Consider the following 26,202-nt stretch of genomic DNA (forward strand, 5'->3'; position numbering starts at 1 on the left):
GGGGTTCTGACGGCTGCGCCAACCACCCACATATCAAGCATGACCGCGACGTCGCGGGCCGCGGGCGACAGCGCGCACAACGCGGGATGACCGTGAAGTCGTGGCGGCGTCTTTGTGCACGGTGGACGTGCTGCTCACCCTGGGACGCGAGGTGAGTCGAGGTGCTGATTGAGCATGGCGGTCAGCTCTTGGTGCTGAGGGAACCGTGAAGGACGGAAAGTCATCTCACCTTTGACGTCGCAGGAACGAGGCAGGAGAGATCATGCGCAAGCGGTCAGCACGTCTGTGGCGGGTCGTCGCCCTGATGAGCGTCCTGCTGATCCCGGCCATCACCGGCTGCTCGGGCAAGACGACGTCTCAGCCTGAGCCGATGACCTCGACCGGGTGCTCGAAGCCGGCGGTGGGTCAGGTCAGTACTCGCGTGACGGCTCAGCCCGACGACGGGTCACCCACGCCGGCGCTGACGGGGTCGATGACCTACTCAGAAGGTTCACCTGATGGTGCCGCCGGTGGCCCGTTGACCGAGGTCACCCCGTGCGTCGTCGCAGTCCTGAGCCTGCTCCGGGACATCGGTGGGGACCTGGATAGAGGTCTTGGGCTGGAGTCCAGGATGGATCATCAGAGCGTTGATTCTGGGGGTGGCCAGGGGCAGGTGCTCATCACCGATCAGGCGGTCAACGATGTGGACTCCCAGGGTGGGGGGTCGTTCGGGAGTTTCACGGGCTGGTACATCGACTTCTCCAAGGCGGGGCCTGGTTCGTATCAGTGGACGGCTCCGGCGCACTGGAGCGGAGCGGGCGGTACGTCGGTGAAGGGGGTGGTCCAAGTGGACCTCGACATCGCGGCGGAAGCATCGCCAACTGCGACGCTTGCTTCGTTCTGAGCTGCGCTGCGATTAGCTGCTCCTTGTCACAAGCGGACGTCGCTGGCCCGGGTCGACCGCGCAACGCGGGATGACCGTGCGCTCCGCACTCTTCCTGGAGCGAGGAACCTACGTTCGGCAGGGTCACAGGTAGTGGAGAGGTTCCTCGGCGGGGACGATGTCCAGGCCGGGGTGGTTCAGCAGGGCCGTGATCGCCACGCTCGAGGCGGCGATGGTGGCGTAGTGCGGGTCGACGTCCTTGGTCAGGCACCAGGTGCGATCTGCTGGCCACACGAACGCGGGGTCGGGTCCAGACGGCCACGCCCCGGCCGGTCCTGACAGCACCCGATTCCACTGCGCGCCGTCGCCGAGGTCGGCAACGGCGCCATCGAAGAGGAAGTAGTTCCGGTTGGGCAGCTGCAGGCGGGCGGTGGTCTTGTCGGTGGGGAGCAGACCCCAGCCGTCCCAGATGGCGAAGTAGCACCGCTCGGTGGTGGTGTGCGTGGTGTGCGTGGTGAGCAGCGTGAGGGCGGAGCGCATCTGGTCGTTCTCGCTGGGGGCGTCGGGGCCCGGGTCGAAGTCGACGTCCCCTTCGCTTTGGCCGGGGTGGGTGGGGTCGGGGATGAAGCGCAGGCGGGCGTAGGCGTCGTAGCCGGCGGGTCCGAGGGTGACCAGCTGGTTCCAGGGCCGGTCACTGGTCTGGAGCCAGTTAGCGGCGGAGAGGTCATGGCACGGGAGCACGCTCACCAAGGCACTGTGACGCATGAGCTGCCGGAGTAGGTGTCGGCCGGGGTGCGCGGGTCCGCGGGCCGCGCGTTCTGCGGGATGACCGCGAGGTCGCTGTCACTTCTTCGTCAGGCGTCCGCGACGTCCTGAAGGACGACGACGTCGCTGGTGTCTGCTCCGCAGAGACGCCCGAAGCTGCCGATCTTGCTGTTCTTGTCGGATCCCTGCGGCAGGTCGTTTAGGGCCAAGATCATGCCGCTAGCGCTGATGCGTGAGTCCTCGGTGAGCTCCACGTCGCCCGGAAGGTTCACGGTCTTGTCGTCCTGCGCGGCGTCATCGGGCCACACGATCCACAGACCGTCCGCGGCCTGGTCGATGGGAGCCAGCACGTCGAGGGTGAAGCAGCCCTGGTCGGTGACGTGGAGGACTCCCTGCAGCGCAGAGGTAGTGATGTCGAGTCCGGTGACGTCTTGCAGCTGCGGAAGTCCGAACCCGGTGGAGGTGTCGACGGAGCTGCACGCCGTCACGGTGAAGGTGACGGCGGCGGCGACAACTGCCGCAAGGAGGGGCGGTGTGCGTGTGGTCCTCATCGACCTGCCTTCCTGACGGGAAGTCCAGGATGCCTTTGAGGAGGGACGCGCGTAGCCAGTACGACCTAGCGTGATCATGCTGTGATTTCGGCTTTGGAGGGGGCGGGTAGCGCGTTTGGAGGTTGCCTCTCGGCTCTCCGCTCATCGCTAGAGCGCGACGTCGCCGGCCACCGCGCACACCGCGGGATGACCGTGCGCTTCGCGCTCACCGCGGGATGACCGTGCGCTTCGCGCTCACCGCGGGATGACCGTGCGCTTCGCGCTCACCGCGGGATGACCGTGCGCTTCGCGCTCACCGCGGGATGACCGTGAGGTCGTTCCCTGCGGTGGGGATGCGCCGCGGACGCGGCGCCGAAGTTGGTCTCGACGAGAACACTGCCCGGTCCCTACAGTGGTGGTGCGGCGTTGACGGGCGTGACGACCCCCGAGCCGCGACGGGTGGTCCCCGACATCGGACCGACGAGGCCGGTCCAGTACGGACCGGTGAAGGTGTGGTGGCACCGCGAGCAACCCGATCGCCCACACCTCCGGGGTAGGAACCACCTGGAGGTGATCATGAAACGCACGCTCAACACCACCCTCGCCGCGCACATCGACGAACCCGTCCGCCTTGAAGGCTGGATTCACCGACGTCGGCGACTGGCCGCGGTGACCTTCCTCGTCCTGCGCGACCGCAGCGGCCTGGCCCAGATCGTGGTGAGCGACGAAGCGACGCGGACAGCACTCGACGGCTTGCCCGAGGAGACCGTCGTCCGCGTCACTGGGACAGCTACCGCTAACGCCAAGGCGCCCGGCGGGGTGGAGGTCACCAATCCCACCATCACTGCTCTCAGCGCACCCGCCGCGACCTCGCCGGTCGAGCTGTGGCGACCGCACCTGGACGCGGCGCTGCCGACCCTGCTGGACCACGCGCCCCTCACCTGGCGCCATCGGGAACGTCGAGCGGTGTGGGAGGTGGCGGCGGCCTCCTTGCGTGGCTTCCGCACCACGCTGGATGCGGGCGGGTTCACTGAGGTCGCTACCCCGAAGTTCACCGCCACCGCCACCGAGTCCGGCGCGAACGTGTTCGCCGTGGACTATTTCGGCCGCCCCGCCTACCTGGCCCAGTCCCCGCAGTTCTACAAGCAGATGCTGGTCGGGGTCTTCGAGCGGGTCTATGAGACGGGCCCGGTGTTTCGCGCTGAACCGCACGACACCGTCCGCCACCTGGCTCAGTACACCTCCCTGGACGTCGAGCTGGGCTTCATCACCGACCACCGTGACGTCCTGGCGGTGCTGCGTGAGGTCCTGGCCGGGATGGTCACCGCCGTGTCAGAGCAGGAGGACGTCTGCCGGTTAGCTGGGGTGCAGGTGCCGGTGGTGCCGGAACAGATCCCGCTCATTCACTTCCGCGACGCGTTGCGCCTGGTCGGCGCTGACCCGGAGGAGCCGGACCTGGCTCCGGAGCACGAGCGGGAACTGAGCCGGTGGGCGCTGCGTGAGCACGACAGCGACTTCCTCGCCGTAGAGGGCTACCCCGCGGCCAAGCGGCCGTTCTACACCCATCCTCAGCCTGATGACCCCCGGTGGACGAACTCCTTCGACCTGCTCTTCCGCGGCCTGGAGCTGGTGACCGGAGGGCAGCGTTTGCACGAGCACGCCGACTACGTTGCCGCGCTCACCGCCCGCGGGCAGAACCTGGACGACTACCGCACCTACCTGGACACCTTCGCCCACGGCATGCCCCCGCACGGCGGGTTCGCGCTGGGCCTGGAGCGGTGGGTCGCCCGACTGGCTGGTCTGGATAACGTCCGGCGCAGCACGCTGTTTCCGCGTGACCTACACCGGCTGACCCCGTGAGCGGAACCTCGGGCTGAGAACATGGGGCGGAGCGGACTGTCGGAGGGCGGTCCGCTCCGTGCCGCACGCACCGCGGGATGCCGAGTGGTCCCTGTACTCCTCCGTCGCACCGCTACGGCTGGTCCGCTCGGCGGACCCAGCGAACCGCGCGAATGCCGTCCTGGGTCTGGCTGCGTCCATCGGGAGCGAAGCCGTGCTTGCGCATGAAGGCATGAGTACGGGGGTTGCGTTCCGCGACCCACCACACAGCTGACTGCCGCGGGTCCAGGACAGCGTTGAGCAGTGCTGGTCCTGCGCCAGAACCGTGGTGTAGCGCCTCGACGTAGATCAGGTACAGCTGGCGGTCCTCGACTGCTTCGGGGTCCTCAGGCGGGCCGGACATGGCGACGCCGATGATGTGACCGTTCGCTTCCGCGACGGCAGCGTGGTTGTTGCTCCAGCGCTCGTCGGTCAGGGCCGCGGTCCAGAAGCCTTCTCGGGCCGCGGGGAGAGCGGGATCATCCAGTACCGAGTCAGGCATCGAACCGCGGTAGGTCTCCTGCCAGGAGGTGACATGGACTCGTGCCATCTGAGGCGCGTCGCTGGCCCGTGCGCGGCGAACGGTGACCCGAGACATCTCGTCACTCTAGGAGCTCGACCATCGCCAGAAGCGCGCACAAGGCGGGATGACCGCGAACACGGCTCAAGCGATAGCTAGGGTCGAGCGGGTGCTGATCCGACCCGCTGTCCCCGACGATGCCGAGGCCATCGCAGAGGTGAACGCAGCAGCGTGGAAGGCGGCGTTCGCCGGGGTGGTCAGCGAGGAGTACCTCTCCAGTTACGACGGCGCACCGCAGCGACGTCGGGAGGACCTGCTGACGATGTCCTCCGAAGCGGTCCAGTTCGTCGCCGAGGACGGGAATCGTGTCGTGGGGTGGCTGCTGGGGCACCCCAGCGAGGACGAGGACTGCCATCGGGGCAGCGTCTACGAGGTGCGGGCCTGCTACGTGGCCCCGACGCACTGGCGTGCCGGCGCGGGTCGCCGTCTGATGCAGCACCTGCTGACCGGCTTGGACCGCAGTCGGTGGCGGGAGGTGGTGCTCTGGACTCCTCGCGATACGGCACCGACGCGAGCGTTCTACGCCTCGCTCGGCTTTGAGTCGGATGGCAAGACCGCGGTCATGGACCGGCTGGGGCCGGTCCCCATCGTGCGACTGCGACGGACCCTCACCGAGGACGTAGCTGCCCTCTGACGAGCCGGGGGCCGCCCGGATCGCGGGATGACCGGAAGATCGCCAGCAGGCGGTACGCGCAGGTGCGCAGAGCTGGCGGTCGTCCCGATGCGGGACGATGCCCTCCATGGCGACGTTGACCCTGAGCGCGATCGAAGCCGCCGTGCGTGCGTCGTGGGGACCTGACACCCTCTTCGCTTCAGCTGACTACATGGCCCGCGGCAGCGGGCAGCCTTCGCGAGGTCAGTGCGGAACGACGGCCCTGCTCCTGCAGGCGCTGCTGGGCGGCGACCTGATGGTGGCCGACGTCGAGTACGAGGGCCGGGTGGAGGGCGTGCACTACTGGAACGTGACCGCTGGCGGGGTCGAGCTCGACCTGACACGAGACCAGTTCACTGACACTGAGTCGTTGATCAACGTGCGCCGGGTCACGACACGACGGAACCCTGACGGGCTTGGCGAGCGACCGTTCCAGCTGCTCCAGGAAAGAGTCACCGCCGCACTCCAGTCCAAGGCGTCATCGTCTTGACCCCCGAGTGGACCAGCAGACCGAGAAGTCCGCAGCCACGTGCAGATCGCGGGATGACCGTGAAGTCTGCTGGTCAACCAGCGATGCCGTCGCCAGCACAAAGCCGTCGCCCTCCGGTGACGGCGTCCGCCACGATGACGGACGTGGAACAGGTGGAGGTCGTCGTCGCCCATCAGGAGCGGGCGACCCTACGCGTCGGTGACATCTTCCTCAAGATCGATGCAGATCGAGCGCGCACCGACGTCGAGATGGCCGCGATGGCGCTGGCGCCGGTCCCCACACCACAGGTCCTCTGGCGCAACCCTCCCGTCCTCGCCCTGGCCGCCATGCCGGGAGTAGCGCTGGGGCGCCTGGGACAACCCTCGACCGCATCGCCAGGCGCCTGGGCCGCGGCCGGTGCCGCCATCCGGCGACTGCACGATGCACCACTGCCTCCATGGCCCGGCCCGGACCTGGAGGAGATCGAGGCGGACCTCGACCGGCAGTGCCAGTGGCTCATCAGCAACGACGTGCTGCCCACCGACCTGGTCATGCGCAACCGGCGGGTTGCTGACTTCGCGCTGCGGGAGTGGATCCCGGTCTTCACCCACGGAGACCTGCAGCTCACCCACGTGTTCGTCGACGGGGATGAGGTCACGGGGGTGATCGACTGGTCCGAGGCGGCGCGAGGGGATGGGTTGTCCGACTTGGCCACCCTGACCCTTGGGCACGAGGAGCACCTACGGGACGTCGTCGCGGGCTACGGCTCGGCCGTGGACCTGGACCTGGACGTGGTCCGGGGCTGGTGGTCGGTGCGCAGCTTGTCGGCCATCCGGTGGCTGCTCGAGCACGGGTTCGACCCGTTCGCGCCAGGTTGTGAGGTCGATGTGCTCAAGGCGCAGATGTGACTTCCTCCACGTCAGGCAGCAGCCCGCTCGTGACGGCGATCCTCGTTCAGCTGTTGGTCCGATGCCCCAACCGTCAAGAACAAGACGTCCTGGCCAGCGGGATGACTGTGCGCTCCGCACACGAGACGAGATGATCGACCGTCAGCCTGTCCGAGAATTCGCTCGAGACGTGCCAGGCGCAGTCGACACTGTCGTAAGTGGACTGGTCTCTTGGTGGAGGGGTGGCGTGTGGACGACTCAGTAGCGCCAGGTAGGACGCGGTGGGACGGGACTCAGTGGGACCGACCAGTCGATGACTCCCTGATCTTTCGGCCCGCCCCGATCACCGACATGCTGACCGGCGAGCCGATGGGACCCCCTTGGAAGGGCACCATGCAGGTCGTCGAACTAGCCACCGGGCGTTACTGGGCAGCGTGGACCGATGCTGGCGACCGCATCGAGAAGGAAAACAAAGCCTTCGCGGTGCAGGTCTTCGTGCAGGTGAACACGGCAGCGGAGTACCTGCCTGTTCGTATGTTCGACGGAACCTTCATTGAGATCCGCCAATGGATCCGTGACGTCCGTACCCAGGAGCAGTTGCATCGGCCGAGTGTGCCTACGCGAGTGAGCAGGCGACCCCGGTGATCTTGTGTTGTCGTCGCCGTCATCTAGCCCGACGACTGCGCGCACACCGCGGGATGACCGTGAATTCGTCGCCTCGGTGGGACGCTGCTGTCGGATCCACCGGGCACACTCCTGGGCATGATCTTCGGTGGGCTCGTAGGGGGTGCTTCGTGGTGATCGACCTTCGGGATGTGGCCGCCCCACCGTGGGAAGAGGACCTGTTGGTCACTGCCCGCCCCAAGGGAGTCGTGGACGTGTGGTCACTGGTGCGCGGTGCGCGCTGCGCCACGTTCGAGACGGTCTAGGGATCCGGCGGCGGCTGGCGGGGAGCACTCGTGCCCGGGGAGCGCCCTGTGGTGGTGGCTGGTGCGTGGGAGCGCCACGGCGTGTGCGGGTACGACCTGATGGGAAAGCGGCTGTGGCAGGACCGCAGCCGCACGAACGTGCAAGCCGTGACGGCCGTGGCTGACGGTCGGGTGGTCGTGACACACCTCCGCAGAGCCACGCGCGTGCTGGATGCAGCCTCAGGGGAGGAGGTGCGTTCACTGCGTGGGGCGTTGCAGGTGTTCGCAGTGCGCGCAGACATGACGCTGGTGGTAGGCAGCGACTGGTGCCGTCTGCTGAACGGGTCGCTGGATCCACTGGGGTCCCGGGTTGGGACGTCCGGGGGTGGGCTCGTGTCTGCGGCCACCGACGGTGAGCATCTGGCGGTCGCCGAGGTTGGGGGGCCGTTGCGGATCGTTGACCCTGACGGACGGGAACGAGCGAGGGTGGCCGACCACTTCCGTCATGTCCTGCACGACCCGGTGACGAAGACCTGGGTCGCAGTCCACGAGACCATCGAGGGGAAGAACTCGCTGCTTCGGTTCAGCCACGACGGGGAGGTCCTGGAGCGACGTCCTTGGGACCGCGTCGGCGGCACCGCGACGATGCGCGGAGGCCGAACGTTGGTCTTGATCACGACTGAAGGCGTGCAGGTCGTGAACTGCGCGGACTGGGGTGTGCGAGGGCTTGAGGCGACGTGAGCCTGGGTGCCGTGCAGCCCGTGGCATCGCCACAGGCTGACGGCTGCGCCTGCTATCACCATCGGCCAGCTCGCCACCTCAGCGCATCGCTCTCTCTTCGACATGATCGCGACGTCGCGACCGCTGACGACAGCGCTCACAAGGCGGGATGACCGTGCGCTTGCCCACCCGACGACGGCGTCAACTCACCACCGGCTTCGATACCGGAGATGCAACCTCAAGAGATGGCTGCGGCGTATCAGCATGTGAGGGGGTGAGTAGTGAGCGCAGACAGCGAGACGTCCTTCGACGACTTCGCCGTGACGGCGATGCCGCGGCTACGGCGGGTCGCCTACGCCTGGTGCCACGACTGGCACCACAGCGAAGACGTCGTGCAGGACACCATGGAACGCGTCTATGCCGCCTGGCCTCGAGTACGTCGTGGCGGGCAGGAGTACGCCTACGCCCGTACCACCTTGGTACGCCGACTGATCTCGGAGAACCGCCGCGCCTGGCGACGCCACGAGAGCAGCGCGGTGGACGAGGAGACGTTCAACGCCGCCGCCGACGTCCATCCGATACCGGACACTGCCGCGGACAGTGCCGCGCGTTTGGACACCACCGACCTGCTCGCCCGCCTGCCGCTGCGCCAACGTGCTGTGGCGGTGCTGCGTTTCGTGGAGGAGCTGCCGGTGGCGCAAGTGGCCGAGCTGCTGGGGTGCTCACAAGGGACGGTGAAAAGCCAGGCCCACCACGCCCGCACCGCCTTACGCGCAGCGGGCCTGGTCCAGGCCGCCCCGGTGAGCACCGCCGTTGAGGAGCAGCCACCACCGAGCACGCATCGAGGAGGGTGAGCATGATCGAGCAGTTCGAGGAGTCGCCAGGTGATGCAGGGGTGGAGGCGCAACTGCGCCGGGACCTGCAGGCCCGTCCCGCACCGACCTACACCCCTGACCTGCAGGCGGTGAAGCGCAGGGGTAAGCGCCGGCGCCGCCGTGCGCAGGTCCTGCCTGCCGTCGTGGTGCTAGCTGTCGTGGGCCTTGGGACCGCCGCGGTCAGCTCAGGAGCGTTGACGGGGCGAGAGGGGGCCGTCAGAGTCGTCTCGGCTCACGGCGCGGGAAGTGACTCTGCGGGCAGAGACCTCCCGGCGTGGTGTCAGGGCGGCAGCATCACCTACGACTCCGATGGCAGCGGCTACTCCAGCCCGGAACTGGCGGTGCAGTACCTCATCGATGTCTCCGACTCCCAGGAAGAGCACCTCAAGGCCCAGCCGAGGTCGGCTGAGATCGACAATGCCCTCGTCCAGAACTCCGCCGTCTTGGGGGTGTTGCACGCGGTGCAGGAGGAGGCTTCGAGGCTGGGTGTCGACCGGGTGCGCCGAGACGGTGCTGTCGTGGTTCGCGATGAGGACGGTAAGACCGTCGCGCAGGCCCGGTTTGTTGAGGTTCAGCCCAGCCAGTGGAACGTTGCGACGCTCAGCTTCTCGGCCCCGGTTGTGTCTGAGTGCAGTCAGTAGCGTGGTCTACGACACGCCATCCGAGGGGCGTGGCTCGTGGCCATCCTGGCGGCCACTTTCGTACCCCTGGGTGCGGCGTCCCTCGTGAGGAGGAGCCGTCGAGGCAGGTAGGTGGTCGTCCGACAGCGATCACTCGCTCTTCGCCACGAGCGAGAAGTTGCCCGCCGCCGGCGACGGCGCATACAACGCGGGATGGCCGTACGGTCCCTGCGTCTTGAGAGGGTGGCCTCGTGAACGAGATCAAAGCTTGGCTCCCCGCGATAGTTGGCGCCATCGCGGCCGTTCTGGGAGCTGTTCTGGGACTCGTGGTGGCGCTCATCGTCCCGTCGGCACCCGGTTGGCTCCTCCCGGTCCTCATAGCCGCTTTCGGCATCGGGCTCGGTGCTCTGGCTGGCGTGACTACTCGCCGCAGGCTCCAGTCAGGTCGCAGCAGGACTTAGCCGGGGTGCTGTGGACTCCGCCGACGAGATTCGAGCGCGCACCGCGGGATGACCGTGCGCTCCGCGACGCTGTACTGGAACCTTGTCGAGTGTCGGCTCAGCGCAGCAGGACGGGATGGGCCAGGTTGTTGTTGTCCAGGACGTGGGTGGCCTGTTGCTGCGGTGTGGCGTCGCGGATGTACAACATCTGGCCCTCGACGTAGCGGCGGTTCGAGGCAGCAGCGGGATCGGGTGAACCGGAGCCGTCGCGTTCTGCGCAGCGCCGCAAGGTGGTGGCCCGGTCGACCTGCAGCCACAGTGACCACGTCCAACGCCCGCGCAGCTCGTGGCGGTGCAGGAAGATCCCGTCGACGACCAAGATGGTGCCGGGCGTGGCTTGCTGCTGCTTGGCGAGGTGGACGGTGTCAGTGCGGGCGTCGAAGACGTGGGTGCGATGCCGGCCGTGACCGCCAGCGGCGAAGGGGTCGAGCAGTTGCTCCTGGAGGGCGGCCAGGTCGTAGGAGTCGCGGTAGAAGCCTTCGGGGTCGCTCGGCCCGCGGGTGTGGCGGTGGGCGCGAGGATGGTGGAAGCCGTCGATGGAGGCGTGAACCACCGTGCGGCCCCGCCGGCGCAGGACGGCGGTGAGCTCACCGGCGAGAACGCTCTTGCCGGCTCCGTCGACGCCGTCGATGCCGAGGCGGACGTAGGGATCGGTGGGTAGGGCCTCGACCTCGGTGGCCAGCTGTTCGAGTAGGGCTTGACGGGATGGGCTGGCCGGTGGCTGCACGTTGGTGAGTTTGCCTGGTGGCGTCGCCGCGGGATGACTCGGAACTGCGGGAACGGCCCTTCGGACAGTGTGCCCTGCGAGGCTTCACTCGTGAAAGACGTTCGAGTCTGGGGGGCTCTCATCGTGGTTGGGCTCATCCTCGTTCTGGTGTGGGTGGGGCGGCACGGTGGCTCCGCCACGTAGAGGCGATCTACCGCCTGACCGCGGGATGACCGTGAAGTCGTCACCGACCAGACTCAGCTCATGACGTGGCACCAGCAACTGCTCGACATAGCGCGGCAAGCGGCCCTCGACGACGAGCAGGTGATCGAACTTCGCGTGCACGGCTCGGCCGCTGACCCGGCCGCCGAACTGCTGGACGTTTGGAGTGACGTCGACCTTGCGGTCCTGCTCGATCCGGCCGCTGACGCCACCTTTGCCGCTGCCTGGCCGACACTTTTCGGTGAGCCCTGGGCTCTGACCCGCCACCAGGACGGGGAGCTGCACGTGCAGCGCGTGGTCTACGACGACGGCCGGCGTCTAGACCTGGTCTCGTCGTCCGAACCGACGGTTCTACCGATTGGTCGGCTGCTGCACCAACGGTCCTCGACCCTTCCACAGCAGGTGCCGTTCGCGAAGCCTGGTGACTCCGGCCCCAACGTCACGCGCGTCAGTGCGGTGGCGGATGAGGTGATGGACGTCCGGTTCACCGCGGCGTTGGCGGTGGTGAAGCTGGCTCGCGCGGACCTGCTCATCGGTTTCCACCTGGGTCTGGAGCTGGTGCGGTGCTGCCTGGTGCAGGCGATGGTGCTGCGAGATCGGGACACAGGGACGAGCAGCCACCGTTTCGGCGGTCCGCGCAACGAGGCTGTCGCTCAGCTGGAGGCGGTGCGTCGGCATCCATGGACTGCGGCCGGTGGCATCGCCCTGGTCTTGGAAGCGGCTCAGGTCTACGACGACTTGGCGGTGCAGTTGGAGCCCGGCTACGTCTCGGACTGGTCAGGTCTGCACGCGCTGGCGCAGCAGGCGTACACCCACCTCAACGCTTGACCGTCAACGACCACAACGCGGGATGAGCAGTACATCGGGCGGGTGACGACTGCCCTGGTTACTTCCGGAATCTGGCACGGTCAGGGTCGTGGACTCGCGATCTCGGTCAAGGCCCAAGGTGACGCCCGCCTGGCAGGTGGTTGCTCGCGCCTTCCTCGGCCTCTTCGCCCTGCTCAGCGCAGCCGAGAGACTCACCGATCACGAGGGTGCAGGCGACTACTTCTTCGGTGTGCTCGGAGTGGTCGTCGGCGTCTACTTCATCGCGCAGGTCGTCGTGGACGTGCGCCGCCGATTCCGCCGTGATCCTGCTTCAACTCAGGACGAGGCTGATGAGCGTCGACACTCCCTGGACGCCGTACGGTCGATGACCCCGGAGCGCATCCAGGGCCTGGTCCAAGAGCACCGGGTTGACGTGAGCGGGCCGGGGGGTCGCATCGTGGTGATCAAGTTGGTGCGTCGTGTTGATCCGCGGTTGAGCTTGGTCGAGGCCAAGACGGCGGTGGATGACTGGTTCGCGGGAACGAGCAGCGACTGAGCGCAGCACCTCCGACAGGCTTGGGCGCCCGTGCTCGATGTCGTGACCGCGACGTCGCGCGGCGAGAAACTCAGCGGTGCTCGACGATGCCTTCCGCGCTCATCGCGGCGAGGAGCTCGTCGAACCGCGCTCGACAGGCCTCGCGCCCCCGGGGCGTCTGCAGCAGGTACCAGCCCTCGTTGTTGGTCAGGGTGAAGTGCACCGAGGTTCCGTGTTCGTGCGGTTCCAGGTGGAACACCGCGCTGAGTGGGAAGTGCTGACCGCCCGCCCACTTGCCCAGCATCCGGTACCTCAGCCTGGACCCGCTGGAGATGCGCAGCGTCGTGTCCGTCGGCTGGTCCCAGCGCACGGATGGCCCCCAGGACAGCTGACGCAACCGGGTCAGGACCTCGTCAACAGAGGCGGTGCTGTCCAGAGTCGTCGACAACGTGATCGGTGGTGCGGCCATGTCTTGATGTTGGCAGCGCCGCGCCGTGCCCTCCGCGCGCACCGCGGGATGACCGTGACGTCGCGGCAGCCTCCCCACCGCAGGAATGTCGGCGGCATGAGCGGGCCACACAAGCTGGTTCCCCGAACAACGCACGCATCGATTCCCGATATGCCATGCTTCGGAGGTCGTCGCCACCCTGGGCGGCACGAGCCATCCCGGGAGCCCCATGCCGTCGTCCAGGTCGCTGTCCACCTCGACACCGACGCCGCCGCCCGCGCCGAGGACCTACGTCCGCCCCCGCACCATCCGCCTCATCGGTTGGGCTGTGCACTTCGTCGGGGTCTACCTCCTGATCACCGGCCTTGCCTACGCGATCGGCGCGGCCACGCAGGCCCCGGCGACGGTTCGGGTGCCGGTGGCCGTCACCACGGCGACCCCCAGCGTCGAGGATGGCGGATTCGCCCTCACCGACCACCACCAACGCCTGAACGACGTCGTGCCCGGCGAGGGGAACTGGGTCACTGCCCGTGACGAGGCGGCCACCTTCACGTTGTCGTCGTGGGGTTCCACCCGCTGGGAGCAGTTCCTCTCCCGCGGGGACCGCGCCGTCCTGGGTCTGGCGGCGGCGATCATTTCTTTCCTGCTGCAACCGGTGCTCACCTCGCTGGCCGGTCCGCGACCATTCGCCCGGCGCAACGCCCGCCGCTTCGCCGCCCTGGCCGTCACGGTGCTGCTCGCCGCGGTCCTGCACCCGTTGCTGCCGACCATCGCCAGCGGGATGGTGCTGGAGCGTCTGCACCATCCGTTAGGGCTGGCGGTGCCGGGCCTGCAGTGGCACTCACTGCCCGTGGGGGCGGTGGTGGTGACCCTGCTGCTGCTGGCGGAGGCGTTTCGCCACGCCGAGCGCTTGGACCGGGACGTGGACGGGCTGGTGTGAGCCCACGCAAGACGCCGAAAAGAGACGGGGCGGACCCGACGGGCCCGGCGCACCCGACCGGTCACGACGGTGGGGCCGCTGGAGTGGTCGAGGACGCGCACCGGATCGTCTGCCACCTGGACGAGCTGTTGCGGGAACGGGAGATGACCCTGGTCGAGCTGGCGGAGCGGGCTGGGGTCACGGTGGTGAACCTGTCGGTGCTGAAGAACAACCGGGCCCGCGCGGTGCGTTTCACCACCCTGACCGCGGTGTGCGATGTCCTGCAGTGCCAGCCAGGTGACGTGCTGAGTCTGCAACCGCGGAGCTGAACGTCCGACCGATGAGGAACGCGGGTCGGGTCACCGCCCTTCGTCAAGAGCGGGGCCATCGGCCGCTGGCGACGACGCGCACCGCGGGATGACCGCGACATCGCGGCTGCCGGAGATGGCCGGTGTGTGCGGCTTAGGCGGTGATGTCGATGCTGCGCTGCGGAGTGATCCACTCGCTTTGGCCAGCCCAGCAGCGCGTCCGTACCTCGTCCAGGGTGCTGGGCATCTGGGCCATCAGCTTGGCGGCGCAGACGAGGGCGTCCTTGCGCTGGGCCTTGGTGGCGGCTGCGTCGGTGCTGACGTTGACACCCTTGAGGTAGATGGGGGCGGAGCCGTCGCCCTTGTCGATCTCCACGGCGTACTGGACGGTGGTGCTCACCCCGGAGATGGACCAGATGACGCTGGACTGGCCGTCGGGGGGCAGGCAGCCGGTGACCTTGCCGCCGGCCTTGACGATGGCGCTGAAGTCGGGCACGCCCGCCGCGGTGAAGGTGATACCGAGACCAGTAAGTCCAGCGCGGGTGGCGCGCTGAGCGTTCGAGCCGGTGGACAGCGTCGCGGTGTCCAGCGTGTACGTGCTCGAGGCAGAGGTGCTCGGGATGGAGGCGCCGTCGATGAACGCGGCCACGTCGTCGGCGGAGACGCCGAAGGCATGGGCCAGCGAGGCGGTGCTGACGACTTCCGTCGAGGTGTTGGCCGCAGCCGCGGGACTGGTGCTCGCGCCGTCTGCCGTGGTGGGGGCGTTCATGCTCGGGCGTGACGACGCGCGCCACATCGAGGTGTTGGGACGCTCCACGGCTCCACTGTTCACAGGCAACCCATCGGCGCAGGGGCGTCTCGTCTGAGCAGGCGGGCACCCAGCGGCTGGCCTTCCGGGCGTTAGTGATCTTGCGGTCATCGTCAAGACCGCGACGTCGCCGGCAGCTCAGCAGCGCGCACAACGCGGGATGACCGTGCGCTTCGCGCGCACCGCGGGATGACCGTGACGTCGTCTGATTGAGCGTGAGCGCTCAGTTCGTCCAGAGCAGCTCGCCGTCGACTACACGGTCAGTGAGGTGCAGACCCAGTCGGCGGGCGACTGCAGCCGAGGCGTGGTGGTCGGGGTGGATGTGGGCGCTGAATCGCTGCGCACCTCGTGCTGCGAGCCAGGCGACGACGGCCGAGGCCGCCTCGGTGGCGTAGCCGTTGCCCTGGTGGTCGTGGCCGATGACCCAGGCCAGCTCCACCTCCATCGTCTTGACGCCCCCTACCGTCTGGTCCTCGATCCGGGTGAGGCTGGCTTGGACGGTACCCAGGAGCGGGCCGCCGTCTCGGTGGCGCAGCATCCAGTTCAGCCAGCCGTGCTGACCGTCGGGTGAGCAGCCGAGGACTTGGCGGGCGAAGCGGGCGGTCAGTTCGTCGAAGGTGTCAGGCGCACCGCCGGTGAAGGCGTGCAGACGGACGTCATCGAGTAGGGGGAACGCTTCATCGACGTGGTCGCCTCGCAGCGGCTCGAGCAGGAGGCGGTCGCTGTGCAGTTGCTCGGGGGTGGGCCACTGGAGGTCAGTCACCGGTAGATCATGCGGGGTCGTTCGTACCAGCTCGCGTCACGCGCACGGCGGGATGACCGTACGCTGCGGTCCGTTACGCGATCCGCGTTGCGCCGGAGGGGTACCGATACCGTCGATGCCCGCGTTGCTCCTTCGCGGCTAGGGCAAGGTGCTCGAGTGCAACCCCTTACGAAGTACCCGGGTGGCAGCTCCTCTGAGCCTCCCGCTCGGCGCAGGCCGATCGCGGTTCAGATCGGGTGCTGGGTGGTCGCAGCCGTGGTCGGCGTCGTGTCCGGGTACCTGTTCGTGACCGCGCCGGGCTGGGCTGGTCCACAGATCCCCGGGCGGATGGTTGCTGCCCTCGCCGTTGTCCTTGCCGTGGCGTGCCTCATGGGGCATCTCGGCATTCACAGCTGGTGGGGACCTGCGGTGGTGTTGGTGGGATTCATGGTGGGTGCGGTGCCGCCGCTGTCTACCGAGGATGCGTTGTGGGCGGTGGCGGCGATCATGCTCGGCGGTCTGGTGGCCGGGTACTTGGCATTCATCAACGCCTTGATTCTGGGTGTGCGGGGTCTAGTGCGACGCCGGTCGTAGGTAGGCCCGCTCTTGCGGTGGTTGTGACGCTGTCGGCTGCTCAGGACCGCGCGCACCGCGGGATGACCGTGCGCTTCGCGCGCACCGCGGGATGACCGTGCGCTCCGCGCACCGCGGGATGACCGTGACGTTCGGAGGAGCCGGACACTCCGTCGTGTCCTAGCTCTGGTAGCCGTCGATCACATCGAAGTCCGGCCCCAACTCGGTGCGCAGCCGAGCGACCAAGTCCCTGCCCGCTGCCACCCACGCGGCCAGATCCGCAGGGGTTCCTCGGATGGGCCCGGGCGGGTCCTGCAGCTCGTCGTGGTGCCGTGCCCAGGCCCGCACGTCAGTCTTGAGGTTGTCAGACAGGGGCAGCTGGCCGAGCTTGACCATGCCGTTCTGACGTCCTGCGACGCGCCGCCAGAGCGGGTCGGCGCCGAAGTCGGCCTTGAAGATCAGGGTTACTGGCGCCTGCATGTCCTCTGCCATCGCTGCACGGTATCCAGCGGGACGTGGTCGTCTGCTGGCGCTAAGACCGTTGGATGTCCCGCGCGCACCGCGGGATGACCGTGACGTCGCGCACCGCGACTTGACCGCTGGATCACCGGCTTCGGTTCACGCTACGACCGTGTGCTCTCTCGGGCTGACCAGGCCACAAAAGGAAGGCAGGGACCTCCTCCGGTGTGCAACCGTGCCGCGTGATCCGCCGAGCTGAGCCCCGCGACCTGCAACGACTCCAGGACATCGAGCGCGCCGCAGGTGCGGCCTTCCGCGACCTCGACATGGGGAGCATCGCTGACGACGACCCGCCCGCGCTGGTAGATCTTGAGATGTACCAGGCTCGAGGACGCGCGTGGGTGGCCACTGTCGACGCCGGTGACGACGTCGCGGTCGCTTACCTCCTCATCGACGTCATCGATGAGGCAGCCCACATCGAACAGGTGTCAGTGGACCCGGCCTTCGCACGCAGAGGGCTGGGCCGACAGCTGATCGACACCGCGGCCAGCTGGGCGGTCCAGCAGGGGCTCGGCACCATGACGCTGACGACATTCGCGGAGGTGCCATGGAACGCGCCCTACTACGCCCGACTCGGCTTCTCGGTGGTTCCAGAGGGTGACCTGGGTCCGGGACTGCTAGCGGTCAGACGTCACGAGCGTGAGCTCGGGCTGGATGCGTGGCCGCGGGTCAGCATGGCGTGGCGACTGCCCGGGGACGACGCCGCCGACACCTAGACCGACAGCGTGGTCTCCGACACGTGCGGACGCCGACGACGTCCGCACCGCGATATGGCCGCGACATGCCTGCAGCCGTTGTGCTGTCCGAGGGCTCAGTCAGTGCGTCGCCCGTCACGGGGTCCGAAGGTGGTCACGGCTTCGACGTCGCTGGCCTCGGAACGTACGTAGTCCTCAGCCCATGCCTGGGCACCCGGGAAGTCCGAGCCTGCGACGACGGCCGCGACCATCTCGTCCAGATCCACCGGGGTGTGGCGCAAGGTCACGTTGCCGCCCACCAGCAGCGCCCAGCTCCCGCCCGCGCGTCCGTAGGGCATCCCGATGCTGCCGGGGTTAACGACCAGCCGTCGGTCCACCAGTCGCACGAAGGGCATGTGGGTGTGCCCGCACACGATGGTGCGCACCTCCTCGGGGACGTCGGCGAAGACCTCAGCCCACCGGGCCAGGCGGGTGTCGACGAGCACCACCTCATCGTCGTCGCGGGGGCTGCCGTGGCAGAACAGGACCGGTCCGAAGCCGTCGACGTCCACGGTCACCGGGTGCGGCAGGCTTGCGAGCAGGTCCAAGTGCTGCTGGCTCAGCTGCTGCGCCGCCCACGCATCGACGGGCTCCGGAACGTCTGGGTTGGAGCAGCGCCGGAGATCGACGAGCTCGCGGTCGGCGTTGCCGCGCACGAGCAGGACCTGCTCGCCCAGGCTGGTGAGCCGGTCCAGCACGGCGGTGGGTTGCGGGCCGGCGGCGTGGTCGCCGGTCACCACGACGAGGTCTGCGGTCTGGACGTCGGGCTCAGCGAGGACGGCGTCGAGGACGGGCAGGACGCCGTGCACGTCGGACAGGACCGCCACTGTTGCCACCATGACCGGAGTCTGGTCTGCCACGACGTCGCCAGCAAGATCACTATCAAGACCACGAACGCTTGGTCATCGTCATGACCGCGACGCCGCTGGCAGCTCAGGACCGCGCACAACGCGGGATGACCGCGAGGTTGTCGACCGGTCAGGGGGCGACGCGTCCGTGCTTGACGAAGGCTGCGTGGGTCAGAGGCATCAGCTCAGTCCACTGCTGCTCCATCGCCTCGGCGACCATCTCGATCTCCCGTTGGGGGTAAGAGGGGTAAGCCGAGTCGGGTGCAGTGGTGCGCAGGGACAGGAAGTTCATCAACGAGCGTGCGTTGAGGGTGACGTACATCGAGGAGTACAGGTTCAACGGCAGCACAATGCGAGCGACTTCCCGAGCGATGCCAGCGTCCAACATCTCCCGGTAGGCGCCGTAGGCGCTTTCGGACTGGCGACGGACCAGCCCGGTGACCAGCTCGTACTGGGCCGTCTCACCTTCGATGAAGGTGTAGTGCCCAGCCTTGCCGACCTGGACGAGTTTGCGGTCGGGGGCGGGGGTGTAGAAGACCGCTTCCAGCTCGCGGTAGCGCCCGGACTCCTCGTTGTAGGAGGCGATGCGGTGGCGCTGGAACTCGCGGAAGACGAACAGCGGTGCCCGGACGTGGAAGGTCATGGAGTTGTGCTCGAAGGGGGTGCCGTGCCGGGAGCGCATCAGGTAGCTGATGAGGCCGGTGGAGCCGCTCGCGTCGGCCTCCACCGTGCTCAGGCTGGCCTCGCCTTGGGTGGAGACGCGGGCGGCGAAGACGACGTCGGCGTCGCGCGCGGCGCTGCGGATGAGGTCGACGTCCATGTCGCTGCGCAGCTGCACCCGCGAGCTTTCAGCCGCTTCGGTGGGCGGGAGGGGTGCCGCGTCGTCGGCCTGCATGGTCATGATCACTCCAGTGTGGTGGGCAACGCCGTGACGCTACTGGCTGGTCTTGCTCAGCGACGGCGGACACTCCTTCCCACCATGTCCCGGTCATCGGCGTGAAAGGTCGTCGCGGCCTCGAGCGACCGCGCGCACCGCGGGATGACCGTGCGGTCGGCGACGCTTGATGTCAGGCGGGATGACCAAGTTCTTCTCGGTCTTGCTCCGCCGGTGCCTAGGCGAGCCCTACTGTCCGATCCATGCGTAGGTACATCACGGTGCTGGCCGCGGCAGTGACTTTCGGTGCCGTGCTGGCGGTGTGCAAGGACCCCGCGGGGACGAGCACCGGCGTCTTGCACGATGTCCGCGCCACGGTCGGCAACCTCAGCACCCCATGGCTGTTGTTGCCGCTGCTGGCGGGCAGCGTGGGACGGTCACGGACGGCGGGTGCGCTGTGGGGTCTACTGACCACGTTCATCGGTCTGGGTGCGTTCTACGTCGTGGTGGGGCTGAGCATCGGGCTGGACGGACAACGAGGGTTCGCCGCGGTGCCCGGGTGGGCGCTGGCGAACGCGGTGTACTTCGAGGCGGGTGTGGTGACTGGGCCGCTCTTCGGTGCTCTCGGGGCGTGGTGGCAGCTGCGGGGACGGCGAGCGGGTCGAGCGTCCGCGACGCGGGTGACCCGGTTCGGGTGGTGGCGGGTCACGGCAGTGCTCCTGGTCGGGGAGCCGCTGGTGTTGTTCCTCTTGGGCTACGCCGCTCCGTTGTCGGAGTCGTGGCGTGGGCAGCTGCCGGCGTTGTTGTCGCTGCCGTTGATGTGGGGTCGCACGGTGGACCGCTCCGTGGCGACTTGGGTCTATGCGATCGAGCTTGGTCTTGGTGTGGTGCTTCTGCTGACTGCTTGGAGGCGCCCAGGCATCGCCTTCCACGCGAGAAGTTCCTGACATCGCGCACCGCGGGATGACCGTGCGCTGCGCGCGCACCGCGGGATGACCGTGACGTCGCCCGAGTGATCAGCACCGGTTGCCGAAACCGCCCACATGACACTGCGCTGATCGGCAGACTCATCCGGTGACGAGCTTCCCGCTTGCCCGCGGCGCCAACCGCGAGCTACCCGCCCACATCTGCCGAGGCGGACACCTGGACGTCATCGCATCCTGGCCAGCCCCTGCAGGAGAGGACGCTGTTGACGTCGCCGTGGTCGCGGTAACCGCCGACGGCAAGGTGCGATCGGATGCCGACTTCGTCTTCTACAACCAGCCCGCAGGTGTCGCCGGAGCCGTGCAACACCTCGGCCAGGTTGCTCAAGCAGACCGTGCCTTCGACGGGGTCCGTCTGCGACTGGACGCCATCTCCTCCGACATCACCGCCCTGCACGTGACGTTGAGCGCTGACGGTGGGCTCATCGGACGGGTCCCGGGACTCACCGTCACCCTGCACGACGACGAACATCAGGTTGTCGCGCAGTTGGACCTGACCGGTGCCAGCAGCGAGCCGGCGCTGATCGCCGTCGAGGTCTACCGCCGAGGCGATGGCTGGAAGGCCCGCTGCGTGGGCCAGGGCTGGGACGAGGGGCTGGCCGCCCTGGCCCGGCACTTCGGCATCAGCGTCGAGGATGAGGACACCAGTCCTGACGTCGACAGCAGCCCGAGGACGAATGTCTCGCCATCGCCCGCGCTGCCTCCCGCGACGGTTGCGCCAAGTCCTACGCCGACACAGACGTCGGATGGTCAGCATGCACCGGCCGCTCACCCTCGGGAACAGTCTTCAACTACCTCGTCGGCTGACTCACGGCCGATCGAGTCCGCGACACGGTCTCGCTGGCTGGGCCGTCGCCAACGGGCACGTGAGGAAGACAACGCCGCCCTGCGGGCTCAGCTAGCCAACCTCGGCGGCATTGATGCCGTCCGACTCAGCGAGGAGGTCCGTCGCCTGCGCGCGGCGTTGTCGACGGCCGAGGCCGACAACGCGTTCCTGGGCGAGCAGGTCCAGCGGCTGGGGGCGCTCGATGCGGTACAGCTGGCCACAGAAACCGCGACCCGGCGTCTGACGCTGGCACAGCAGCAAGTTCACGCCGACCGGCGACTGCACACCGCCCGCCAAGAGCTGGAGGTGGTCAACCGCGACATCGCCGCTGCTCAAGCCGATCTGGCCCTGCTGCGAGAGACGTTGATCGTCACCGACGAGGAGGCGGTGCTGCAGGAGGCCGGGATCTACCGCTACTCCCACCCCCTCGACGACGCGGTGGCCTACAAGGCCCGCCTAGCGAACATCAAAGACAACATCAAAGCCATGGTCCGAGACGGTGGGGCGGTGCTGGCAACCACGAACTGGCAGGTCAACGGGTCTAGCCGCGACGGCGCCAAGATGGTCAAGGAAACCTCGAAGCTGATGCTTCGAGCGTTCAACGCTGAAGCCGACAACTGCGTACGCAGCGTCCGACCGCACACCGTGCACACCGCGACACAGCGGTTGGAAAAGGCTGCGGAGACGATCGCCCGGCTGGGGACGATGATGTCGATCCGCGTCGGCGAGCGGTATTTGCGTACCCGTCTTCAGGAGATCCGCCTGACCGCTGACCACCTGGCCAAGGTCGAGGAGGAACGGGAACGGCTGCGGGAGGCCCGTGAGCAGGCTCGCGAAGAAGCCAAGGCCCTGGCCGACTTCGAACGGGAACGGGCCAAGCTGCGCAGGGAGGAGGACCACTACCTCGCCGCTCTCCGAGTAGCCAGCACTGGTGTGGCGTCCTCGGCGGCGGTGGCTGACTTGCAGGCCAAGCTGCAAGACGTGCAGGAGGAGATGGTCAAGGTCGACGCCCGGCAGGCGAACTTGCGCGCCGGGTTCGTGTACGTCATCTCCAACCTCGGCGCCTTCGGTGAGCGCATGGTCAAGATCGGTATGACCCGTCGCCGGAACCCCATGGACCGTGTGAAGGAACTCGGTGACGCTTCGGTGCCCTTCCGTTTCGATGTGCACGCTTTGATCGAGAGCGAGGATGCCGTCGGGCTGGAGGGAAAGCTGCACGCCGCGTTCGCCGGACAGCGAGTCAACCGAATCAATCGGCACCGGGAGTTCTTCTACGCCACACCAGCCGAGGTGCGCGAAGCGCTAGCCAAGATTCGCGGGTCACACTTGCTGACGTACAAGGATTTCGCGGAGGCGTTGGAGTGGCGTCAGAGCGGTGAGCACTTGACCCTGACGACCCCCCGGGCTCGATGAGGGGGCGGTTGGCTTTGGCCTGCGCCTCGCGACGTGGTGACTCAGCGCAAGCGCGACCAGCGGGATGACCGTGACGTCGCCAAGTGCCTGTCGTCCTGTTCAGGGGGCAAGGGTCGCGGTCACGGTGGCCTCTCCAGAGCGCTCGATCGGAGGAGGGGCGGTCGTGGAGTTGGTGGCCTGTCGGGGGTAGCGGGTCCAGGTGATGTCGCGGGTCCACGTGTACGTCCCGGCCTCAGCGGCGGTGACGTTGACCCACCATCCGTCGAAGCCGGCCTCTTGGCCGCCGCCGAGGTCCTTCGCGCACCAGCTGGTGCGCTCGACGAGGCGCAGAGCGCACTCGCCACTTTCTGAAGTCACGCGGTCCCCGGTGCAGGGGGTGCGGGGCAGCGTCGCGCTGACGGGGGTACCGGACGGCTGGTCGGGCTGAGTCAGTACGAGGTTGAGCATCGTGTAGCCAGCGCAGCGCCACACCCGCGGCGCGGCGGGGTCGTCTCCGGAGTGGTACGGGTAGGGCACGGAGGCGATGGCTTGCACCGTGGGCACCGCCTCCGGTGAGGCGGTGCTGTCCGGGGTGAGGGTGGCGCTGACTTGCCAGGGGGCCCAGGACGCCGGAGTGGTGGCGGTCTGGCTGTCGCAGGTGGCTGGCGGGGTTGTGGGGGTGTCGCTGCATCCGCTAGACGTCAGCAGTAGTGCCAGCACCGCCAGCAGCGGTGGCGTGACGTCGTGCACCCGTCTCATGTGCGGTGTGACGTGGCGTCTGCATGCGCCGTTCCCAGTCGTCCTCGAGGAGTGGGCCAGGTGGTGCACGGCCGCTCGATGACCACCCGCAATTCGTCATGTGCGGGCGGTCGATGACGTGCTGGTCAGCGGGATGACCGTGCGCTCCGCGCGCACCGCGGGATGACCGTGCGCTGCGCGCACCGCGGGATGACCGTGCGCTGCGCACACCGCGGGATGACCGTGAGGTCGCCCGGTCGGCTCATCGTCGTTAGATGGCGCTGGCATTCGCGTGAGAGTCCAGGATCATGACGGTGTGATCTGGATGCTGTGGCTGGTGCCGGCGGCTTTCTTCTCGGCCCTCTCCGCCTGGATGCACGCTCGCCCTGCTCCAGAGCGAGCCTCGTGGGAAAGGGACCCACGTCAGCACGGCTGGCCCAGAGTCTTCGACGTTGCGGCTCTGGCCTTCATCACGATGGCCGGCGTCGCATCGGCTGATTCGACGCTGCCCTTCTGGGCTCGGCTGGCGATCATCTTGGTGGTCGCGGTCGTGCCGTACCAGGTGGTCACCGCTGTGGTGAGGCGTAGCGGTGGCAGGTCGGTCAGCTAGGCATCCGCGCCGATCTTGATTCGGGGTGCCACCACCAGCGTCAGGCCCAGCAGTCCATAGCCGATTGCGCCGCCAGCGAGGGCGTCGCGGTCCCAGGTGGCAGCCGTGGTGGTGACGAAGCTGCCATCACGCAGGAACCAGTCGCAGCGCACCCCCATGGGGAACCACTCCCAGTGCTGACGGACGTCGACGCCGCGCTCGAGAATCCGCTGTTCAAGGGGGACGCGCGGGCTGACGCCCTTGTAGATGCAGAAGTCGCTCTCGATGCCGAAGAGGTCGGCCTGAAAGAACAGCAACGGCAGCGCCAAGGGGGCAGTGAGGATCATGAACCCACCGATCAGGCGGCGGATGAGGGTCGAGCCGGCGGGCACGTGCAGCTCCTGGGCGGTGAGAGGGGTGCAGCGGCTCGAACTGTCGAGGTACTTTCAGCATCGGCGCGTGCCGAGCTCAGCCCGATTCGTTGATCAACTTCTCCACAGGACCACCACCCGCAGGAGCCCACAACGACCCCGTGACCACTCGGACATCGCCATGAGCGGCCGTCGCCGACCCCACGCGACCGCGCACAACGCGGGATGACCGTGACACTGCTTCGCCCTCCGGCTGCCGGGAGCAGACGTTAGGCCCGCACGTCGACGCTGCGCTGGGGCGCAGTCCACGGGGAGCGCCCACCCCAGCAGCGGGTGCGGACCTCCTCCAGGGAGTTGGGCATGGCGGCGAACATCTTCGCCGCATCCACCAAGGCGTCCTGGCGCCCGGCACGGTCGACGGAGCTGTCGCAGTTGACGTTGACACCCTTGAGCAAGACCGGCTTGGAGCCGTCGCCACGGTCGATCTCCACGGCGTACTGCACGATGCGACGGCCGTTGAAGTTGATGGTCCAGACGGACTGTCCGTCGGGGGGCAGAGCGCCGGTGACCTTGCCGCCGGCCTTCACGATGGCGCTGAAGTCGGGGATGCCGTCCTGGTCGAAGGTGACCCCGGCCAAGGCCGGGCTGGGCAGAGTCCCGGCAGTGGCGTTGCTGCCGGAGACGGACCAGAGTGCGGCGGTGGACGTCTGGCCCTTGAGGAAGGCGGTGAAGGCGCCCCGGGCGCTGGAGGAAGTGATCCCGGCGGTGTGGGCGACCTGGGCAGCGACCTGGGCGGGGTCTGTGGCCGGCGTAGCCGAGGCAGAGCTCCCCGACGTCTGAACCGCGGGCTCACCACCAGCAGCGGTACTGCTGATGGGGGCAGACCAGGTCCTTGCCGAGGCGGAGGCGGGGAAGCTACTCACGGGGATGCCGGTCATGCCCCTTCATCGACCGGACCGGGTCTGCGCCTGAGCGGTAGCTGAGCGCATCGACCGCTCCACGGCCCGCCGGCAGATCGCTAGATGAGTGAAGTCGGTCAGGTACCCGACGCCATGTAGGCGGCGAGGATGTAGTTGGGGTGGCGATCCAGGGTGGTGCGGGCCCGGTCGTAGCGCATCGTGGTGCGGGGGTCGGCGTGGCGCGCGGCGATCTGCACGTCTCGGAGGTCAACACCGGCGTCGAGCATGGTGGTGACATAGGTGTGGCGCAGCATGTGCGGATGCATCCGCGGCAACCGGATGCGGGCGTCCGCGGCGAGGTGCTTGAGACGTCTGGTCGCGGAGTGGCGGTCCAGGCGCCCGCCGCGGGTGTTCAACATCAGCGCACCCGTCGTGCGGTTGCCGATGGCGCGATCCACCGCCCGTCCCACCGCCGGAGCCAAGGGGACGAGGACGACTTTGTGGCCCTTACCCACCACCCGCAGGACGCGGTGGCCGTGCTCCTCCCCGAGGTCGGCGATGTCCAGGGCGCAGGCTTCGAAGATGCGCAGGCCCAGCAACCCGAGCAGGCACACCAGGGCGAAGTCGCAGGGGTTGGTCGAGTCTCGAGAGGTGGAGAGCATCGCTTCCAGCTGCAGGTGCGACAGGCCCAGGGTGGGTGACTCCGGCGGCACGTTGGGACGGCGGACGTAGTCAGCCGGTGAGTGCTCCAGCACGCTGTCGATGACGCAGGTCCGGTAGAAGCCCGCGACCACCGACATCCGCCGCGACACCGTCGAGGCGGCGAAATGCTGGGTTTCCTGCATCCAGCGGACGTAGAGCTCGATGTGCGGTCGTCGGGCCTGCAACGGGTTGAGTCCGCGCAGTTGGCACCAGGTGAGGTAGGCGCGCAGGTCGGATTCAGCGTGGCGGCGAGTTTGGCCGCGGTAGCGGGCGAGGTAGGCGGCGATGGCCAGGCGCAGGGGGTCGGTGCGCCAGGTCCCGTCGCCGAGGGCGATAGGCAACGCAGTGGGAGCAGGGGCCGGAGTAGGGGCAGGGGTGTCGGTGGGCTGGGTCATGCTCGAGCGTGCCTCTAC

The 26,202-nt window shown here is 68.0% G+C and carries 32 protein-coding genes; 18 read left to right on the forward strand and 14 right to left on the reverse strand.

The window, feature by feature from the left end; all coding sequences use genetic code 11:
* Positions 1–262 precede the first annotated feature (262 nt).
* A complete protein-coding gene (locus OG218_RS00200) occupies positions 263–883 on the forward strand; it encodes a hypothetical protein (protein ID WP_328291187.1) in 621 nt (206 codons plus the stop codon).
* Positions 884–1,006: 123 nt separating this feature from the next.
* On the opposite strand, the gene OG218_RS00205 is transcribed toward OG218_RS00200, so the two are convergent.
* On the reverse strand, positions 1,007–1,609 hold the full coding sequence (locus tag OG218_RS00205) for a hypothetical protein (RefSeq protein WP_328291188.1): 603 nt from the start codon (positions 1,607–1,609) through the stop codon (positions 1,007–1,009).
* 107 nt (positions 1,610–1,716) lie between these two features.
* The gene (locus tag OG218_RS00210) at positions 1,717–2,256 is read right to left on the reverse strand and encodes a hypothetical protein (RefSeq protein WP_328291189.1); all 540 of its coding nucleotides are present in this window, start codon (positions 2,254–2,256) and stop codon (positions 1,717–1,719) included.
* A gap of 477 nt (positions 2,257–2,733) precedes the next feature.
* Here OG218_RS00210 and aspS point away from each other — a divergent pair, with 477 nt between their 5' ends.
* The gene (aspS, locus tag OG218_RS00215) at positions 2,734–4,017 is read left to right on the forward strand and encodes an aspartate--tRNA(Asn) ligase (protein ID WP_328291190.1); all 1,284 of its coding nucleotides are present in this window, start codon (positions 2,734–2,736) and stop codon (positions 4,015–4,017) included.
* Positions 4,018–4,129: 112 nt separating this feature from the next.
* Here aspS and OG218_RS00220 read toward each other — a convergent pair whose 3' ends face one another.
* Positions 4,130–4,633: a GNAT family N-acetyltransferase gene (locus OG218_RS00220; RefSeq protein ID WP_328291191.1), complete on the reverse strand. Its 504-nt coding sequence runs from the start codon at positions 4,631–4,633 to the stop codon at positions 4,130–4,132.
* Positions 4,634–4,724: 91 nt separating this feature from the next.
* Here OG218_RS00220 and OG218_RS00225 point away from each other — a divergent pair, with 91 nt between their 5' ends.
* From OG218_RS00225 to OG218_RS00255, 7 genes are all read left to right on the forward strand, one after another.
* Complete coding sequence (locus OG218_RS00225; RefSeq protein WP_328291192.1) at positions 4,725–5,249, forward strand: GNAT family N-acetyltransferase; 525 nt, start codon at positions 4,725–4,727, stop codon at positions 5,247–5,249.
* A gap of 106 nt (positions 5,250–5,355) precedes the next feature.
* The gene (locus OG218_RS00230) at positions 5,356–5,757 is read left to right on the forward strand and encodes a YunG family protein (protein WP_328291193.1); all 402 of its coding nucleotides are present in this window, start codon (positions 5,356–5,358) and stop codon (positions 5,755–5,757) included.
* A gap of 134 nt (positions 5,758–5,891) precedes the next feature.
* A complete protein-coding gene (locus OG218_RS00235; protein ID WP_442906339.1) occupies positions 5,892–6,644 on the forward strand; it encodes a phosphotransferase family protein in 753 nt (250 codons plus the stop codon).
* A gap of 330 nt (positions 6,645–6,974) precedes the next feature.
* A complete protein-coding gene (locus OG218_RS00240; protein WP_328291195.1) occupies positions 6,975–7,268 on the forward strand; it encodes a hypothetical protein in 294 nt (97 codons plus the stop codon).
* 314 nt (positions 7,269–7,582) lie between these two features.
* Entirely contained in the window at positions 7,583–8,272 is a 690-nt protein-coding gene (locus OG218_RS00245) for a hypothetical protein (RefSeq protein ID WP_328291196.1), read from the forward strand.
* A 260-nt stretch (positions 8,273–8,532) separates the two neighbouring features.
* Positions 8,533–9,105 carry an RNA polymerase sigma factor gene (locus tag OG218_RS00250; protein WP_328291197.1) on the forward strand — a complete coding sequence of 191 codons (573 nt, stop codon included), beginning with the start codon at positions 8,533–8,535 and terminating at the stop codon, positions 9,103–9,105.
* A gap of 2 nt (positions 9,106–9,107) precedes the next feature.
* Positions 9,108–9,767, forward strand: a complete 660-nt coding sequence (locus OG218_RS00255; RefSeq protein ID WP_328291198.1) for a hypothetical protein — start codon at positions 9,108–9,110, stop codon at positions 9,765–9,767.
* Positions 9,768–10,304: 537 nt separating this feature from the next.
* Here OG218_RS00255 and OG218_RS00260 read toward each other — a convergent pair.
* Positions 10,305–10,973 (reverse strand): hypothetical protein, encoded by a 669-nt coding sequence (locus OG218_RS00260; RefSeq protein ID WP_328291199.1) that lies wholly within the window; start codon positions 10,971–10,973, stop codon positions 10,305–10,307.
* Between the two features lie 243 nt (positions 10,974–11,216).
* Between OG218_RS00260 and OG218_RS00265 the strand changes: the two genes are divergently transcribed.
* Both OG218_RS00265 and OG218_RS00270 read left to right on the forward strand, forming a co-directional pair.
* Complete coding sequence (locus OG218_RS00265) at positions 11,217–12,002, forward strand: aminoglycoside 6-adenylyltransferase (RefSeq protein ID WP_328291200.1); 786 nt, start codon at positions 11,217–11,219, stop codon at positions 12,000–12,002.
* A 118-nt stretch (positions 12,003–12,120) separates the two neighbouring features.
* Entirely contained in the window at positions 12,121–12,537 is a 417-nt protein-coding gene (locus OG218_RS00270; RefSeq protein ID WP_328291201.1) for a hypothetical protein, read from the forward strand.
* 70 nt (positions 12,538–12,607) lie between these two features.
* Here the strand turns inward: OG218_RS00270 and OG218_RS00275 are convergent, their stop codons facing one another.
* The gene (locus tag OG218_RS00275; RefSeq protein ID WP_328291202.1) at positions 12,608–12,985 is read right to left on the reverse strand and encodes a hypothetical protein; all 378 of its coding nucleotides are present in this window, start codon (positions 12,983–12,985) and stop codon (positions 12,608–12,610) included.
* Between the two features lie 208 nt (positions 12,986–13,193).
* Between OG218_RS00275 and OG218_RS00280 the strand changes: the two genes are divergently transcribed.
* Positions 13,194–13,904: a hypothetical protein gene (locus OG218_RS00280; protein WP_328291203.1), complete on the forward strand. Its 711-nt coding sequence runs from the start codon at positions 13,194–13,196 to the stop codon at positions 13,902–13,904.
* Positions 13,905–13,987: 83 nt separating this feature from the next.
* Entirely contained in the window at positions 13,988–14,212 is a 225-nt protein-coding gene (locus tag OG218_RS00285; protein WP_442906434.1) for a helix-turn-helix domain-containing protein, read from the forward strand.
* A 133-nt stretch (positions 14,213–14,345) separates the two neighbouring features.
* Here OG218_RS00285 and OG218_RS00290 read toward each other — a convergent pair whose 3' ends face one another.
* Entirely contained in the window at positions 14,346–15,008 is a 663-nt protein-coding gene (locus tag OG218_RS00290) for a hypothetical protein (RefSeq protein ID WP_328291205.1), read from the reverse strand.
* A gap of 214 nt (positions 15,009–15,222) precedes the next feature.
* Entirely contained in the window at positions 15,223–15,762 is a 540-nt protein-coding gene (locus OG218_RS00295; RefSeq protein ID WP_328291206.1) for a GNAT family N-acetyltransferase, read from the reverse strand.
* Between the two features lie 267 nt (positions 15,763–16,029).
* Between OG218_RS00295 and OG218_RS00300 the strand changes: the two genes are divergently transcribed.
* Positions 16,030–16,335: a hypothetical protein gene (locus OG218_RS00300; protein WP_328291207.1), complete on the forward strand. Its 306-nt coding sequence runs from the start codon at positions 16,030–16,032 to the stop codon at positions 16,333–16,335.
* Between the two features lie 159 nt (positions 16,336–16,494).
* Here OG218_RS00300 and OG218_RS00305 read toward each other — a convergent pair whose 3' ends face one another.
* Positions 16,495–16,806, reverse strand: a complete 312-nt coding sequence (locus OG218_RS00305; RefSeq protein ID WP_328291208.1) for a hypothetical protein — start codon at positions 16,804–16,806, stop codon at positions 16,495–16,497.
* 209 nt (positions 16,807–17,015) lie between these two features.
* Between OG218_RS00305 and OG218_RS00310 the strand changes: the two genes are divergently transcribed.
* Positions 17,016–17,549: a GNAT family N-acetyltransferase gene (locus OG218_RS00310; RefSeq protein ID WP_328291209.1), complete on the forward strand. Its 534-nt coding sequence runs from the start codon at positions 17,016–17,018 to the stop codon at positions 17,547–17,549.
* 95 nt (positions 17,550–17,644) lie between these two features.
* Here the strand turns inward: OG218_RS00310 and OG218_RS00315 are convergent, their stop codons facing one another.
* Both OG218_RS00315 and thyX read right to left on the reverse strand, forming a co-directional pair.
* Entirely contained in the window at positions 17,645–18,406 is a 762-nt protein-coding gene (locus OG218_RS00315; protein WP_328291210.1) for a metallophosphoesterase family protein, read from the reverse strand.
* A gap of 139 nt (positions 18,407–18,545) precedes the next feature.
* Complete coding sequence (gene thyX, locus OG218_RS00320; RefSeq protein ID WP_442906435.1) at positions 18,546–19,310, reverse strand: FAD-dependent thymidylate synthase; 765 nt, start codon at positions 19,308–19,310, stop codon at positions 18,546–18,548.
* Between the two features lie 242 nt (positions 19,311–19,552).
* Here thyX and OG218_RS00325 point away from each other — a divergent pair, with 242 nt between their 5' ends.
* Together OG218_RS00325 and OG218_RS00330 are read left to right on the forward strand one after the other, a co-directional pair.
* Entirely contained in the window at positions 19,553–20,236 is a 684-nt protein-coding gene (locus OG218_RS00325; RefSeq protein ID WP_328291212.1) for a hypothetical protein, read from the forward strand.
* 127 nt (positions 20,237–20,363) lie between these two features.
* Positions 20,364–22,511, forward strand: coding sequence for a DUF4041 domain-containing protein (locus OG218_RS00330; RefSeq protein ID WP_328291213.1), 2,148 nt, complete (start codon positions 20,364–20,366; stop codon positions 22,509–22,511).
* A 99-nt stretch (positions 22,512–22,610) separates the two neighbouring features.
* Here the strand turns inward: OG218_RS00330 and OG218_RS00335 are convergent, their stop codons facing one another.
* Entirely contained in the window at positions 22,611–23,249 is a 639-nt protein-coding gene (locus OG218_RS00335) for a hypothetical protein (RefSeq protein WP_328291214.1), read from the reverse strand.
* 295 nt (positions 23,250–23,544) lie between these two features.
* Between OG218_RS00335 and OG218_RS00340 the strand changes: the two genes are divergently transcribed.
* Positions 23,545–23,838 (forward strand): hypothetical protein, encoded by a 294-nt coding sequence (locus OG218_RS00340; RefSeq protein ID WP_328291215.1) that lies wholly within the window; start codon positions 23,545–23,547, stop codon positions 23,836–23,838.
* On the opposite strand, the gene OG218_RS00345 is transcribed toward OG218_RS00340, so the two are convergent.
* From OG218_RS00345 to OG218_RS00355, 3 genes are all read right to left on the reverse strand, one after another.
* On the reverse strand, positions 23,835–24,209 hold the full coding sequence (locus OG218_RS00345; protein WP_328291216.1) for a hypothetical protein: 375 nt from the start codon (positions 24,207–24,209) through the stop codon (positions 23,835–23,837). The genes OG218_RS00340 and OG218_RS00345 overlap by 4 nt on opposite strands.
* 248 nt (positions 24,210–24,457) lie before the next feature.
* Positions 24,458–25,126 carry a hypothetical protein gene (locus OG218_RS00350; RefSeq protein ID WP_328291217.1) on the reverse strand — a complete coding sequence of 223 codons (669 nt, stop codon included), beginning with the start codon at positions 25,124–25,126 and terminating at the stop codon, positions 24,458–24,460.
* Between the two features lie 98 nt (positions 25,127–25,224).
* A complete protein-coding gene (locus OG218_RS00355) occupies positions 25,225–26,184 on the reverse strand; it encodes a tyrosine-type recombinase/integrase (protein WP_328291218.1) in 960 nt (319 codons plus the stop codon).
* Between the last annotated feature and the right edge of the window lie 18 nt (positions 26,185–26,202).

Source organism: Kineococcus sp. NBC_00420 (assembly GCF_036021035.1).
Taxonomy (GTDB): Bacteria; Actinomycetota; Actinomycetes; order Actinomycetales; family Kineococcaceae; genus Kineococcus.

Coding starts and splice junctions, on each gene's coding strand:
- OG218_RS00200 (WP_328291187.1), top strand. CDS start 263: ATGCGCAAGCGGTCAGCACGTCTGTGGCGGGTCGTCGCCCTGATGAGC.
- OG218_RS00210 (WP_328291189.1), bottom strand. CDS start 2,256: ATGATCACGCTAGGTCGTACTGGCTACGCGCGTCCCTCCTCAAAGGCA.
- aspS (WP_328291190.1), top strand. CDS start 2,734: ATGAAACGCACGCTCAACACCACCCTCGCCGCGCACATCGACGAACCC.
- OG218_RS00220 (WP_328291191.1), bottom strand. CDS start 4,633: ATGTCTCGGGTCACCGTTCGCCGCGCACGGGCCAGCGACGCGCCTCAG.
- OG218_RS00230 (WP_328291193.1), top strand. CDS start 5,356: ATGGCGACGTTGACCCTGAGCGCGATCGAAGCCGCCGTGCGTGCGTCG.
- OG218_RS00235 (WP_442906339.1), top strand. CDS start 5,892: ATGACGGACGTGGAACAGGTGGAGGTCGTCGTCGCCCATCAGGAGCGG.
- OG218_RS00240 (WP_328291195.1), top strand. CDS start 6,975: ATGCTGACCGGCGAGCCGATGGGACCCCCTTGGAAGGGCACCATGCAG.
- OG218_RS00255 (WP_328291198.1), top strand. CDS start 9,108: ATGATCGAGCAGTTCGAGGAGTCGCCAGGTGATGCAGGGGTGGAGGCG.
- OG218_RS00265 (WP_328291200.1), top strand. CDS start 11,217: ATGACGTGGCACCAGCAACTGCTCGACATAGCGCGGCAAGCGGCCCTC.
- OG218_RS00275 (WP_328291202.1), bottom strand. CDS start 12,985: ATGGCCGCACCACCGATCACGTTGTCGACGACTCTGGACAGCACCGCC.
- OG218_RS00280 (WP_328291203.1), top strand. CDS start 13,194: ATGCCGTCGTCCAGGTCGCTGTCCACCTCGACACCGACGCCGCCGCCC.
- OG218_RS00305 (WP_328291208.1), bottom strand. CDS start 16,806: ATGGCAGAGGACATGCAGGCGCCAGTAACCCTGATCTTCAAGGCCGAC.
- OG218_RS00315 (WP_328291210.1), bottom strand. CDS start 18,406: ATGGTGGCAACAGTGGCGGTCCTGTCCGACGTGCACGGCGTCCTGCCC.
- thyX (WP_442906435.1), bottom strand. CDS start 19,310: ATGCAGGCCGACGACGCGGCACCCCTCCCGCCCACCGAAGCGGCTGAA.
- OG218_RS00325 (WP_328291212.1), top strand. CDS start 19,553: ATGCGTAGGTACATCACGGTGCTGGCCGCGGCAGTGACTTTCGGTGCC.
- OG218_RS00335 (WP_328291214.1), bottom strand. CDS start 23,249: ATGAGACGGGTGCACGACGTCACGCCACCGCTGCTGGCGGTGCTGGCA.
- OG218_RS00350 (WP_328291217.1), bottom strand. CDS start 25,126: ATGACCGGCATCCCCGTGAGTAGCTTCCCCGCCTCCGCCTCGGCAAGG.
- OG218_RS00355 (WP_328291218.1), bottom strand. CDS start 26,184: ATGACCCAGCCCACCGACACCCCTGCCCCTACTCCGGCCCCTGCTCCC.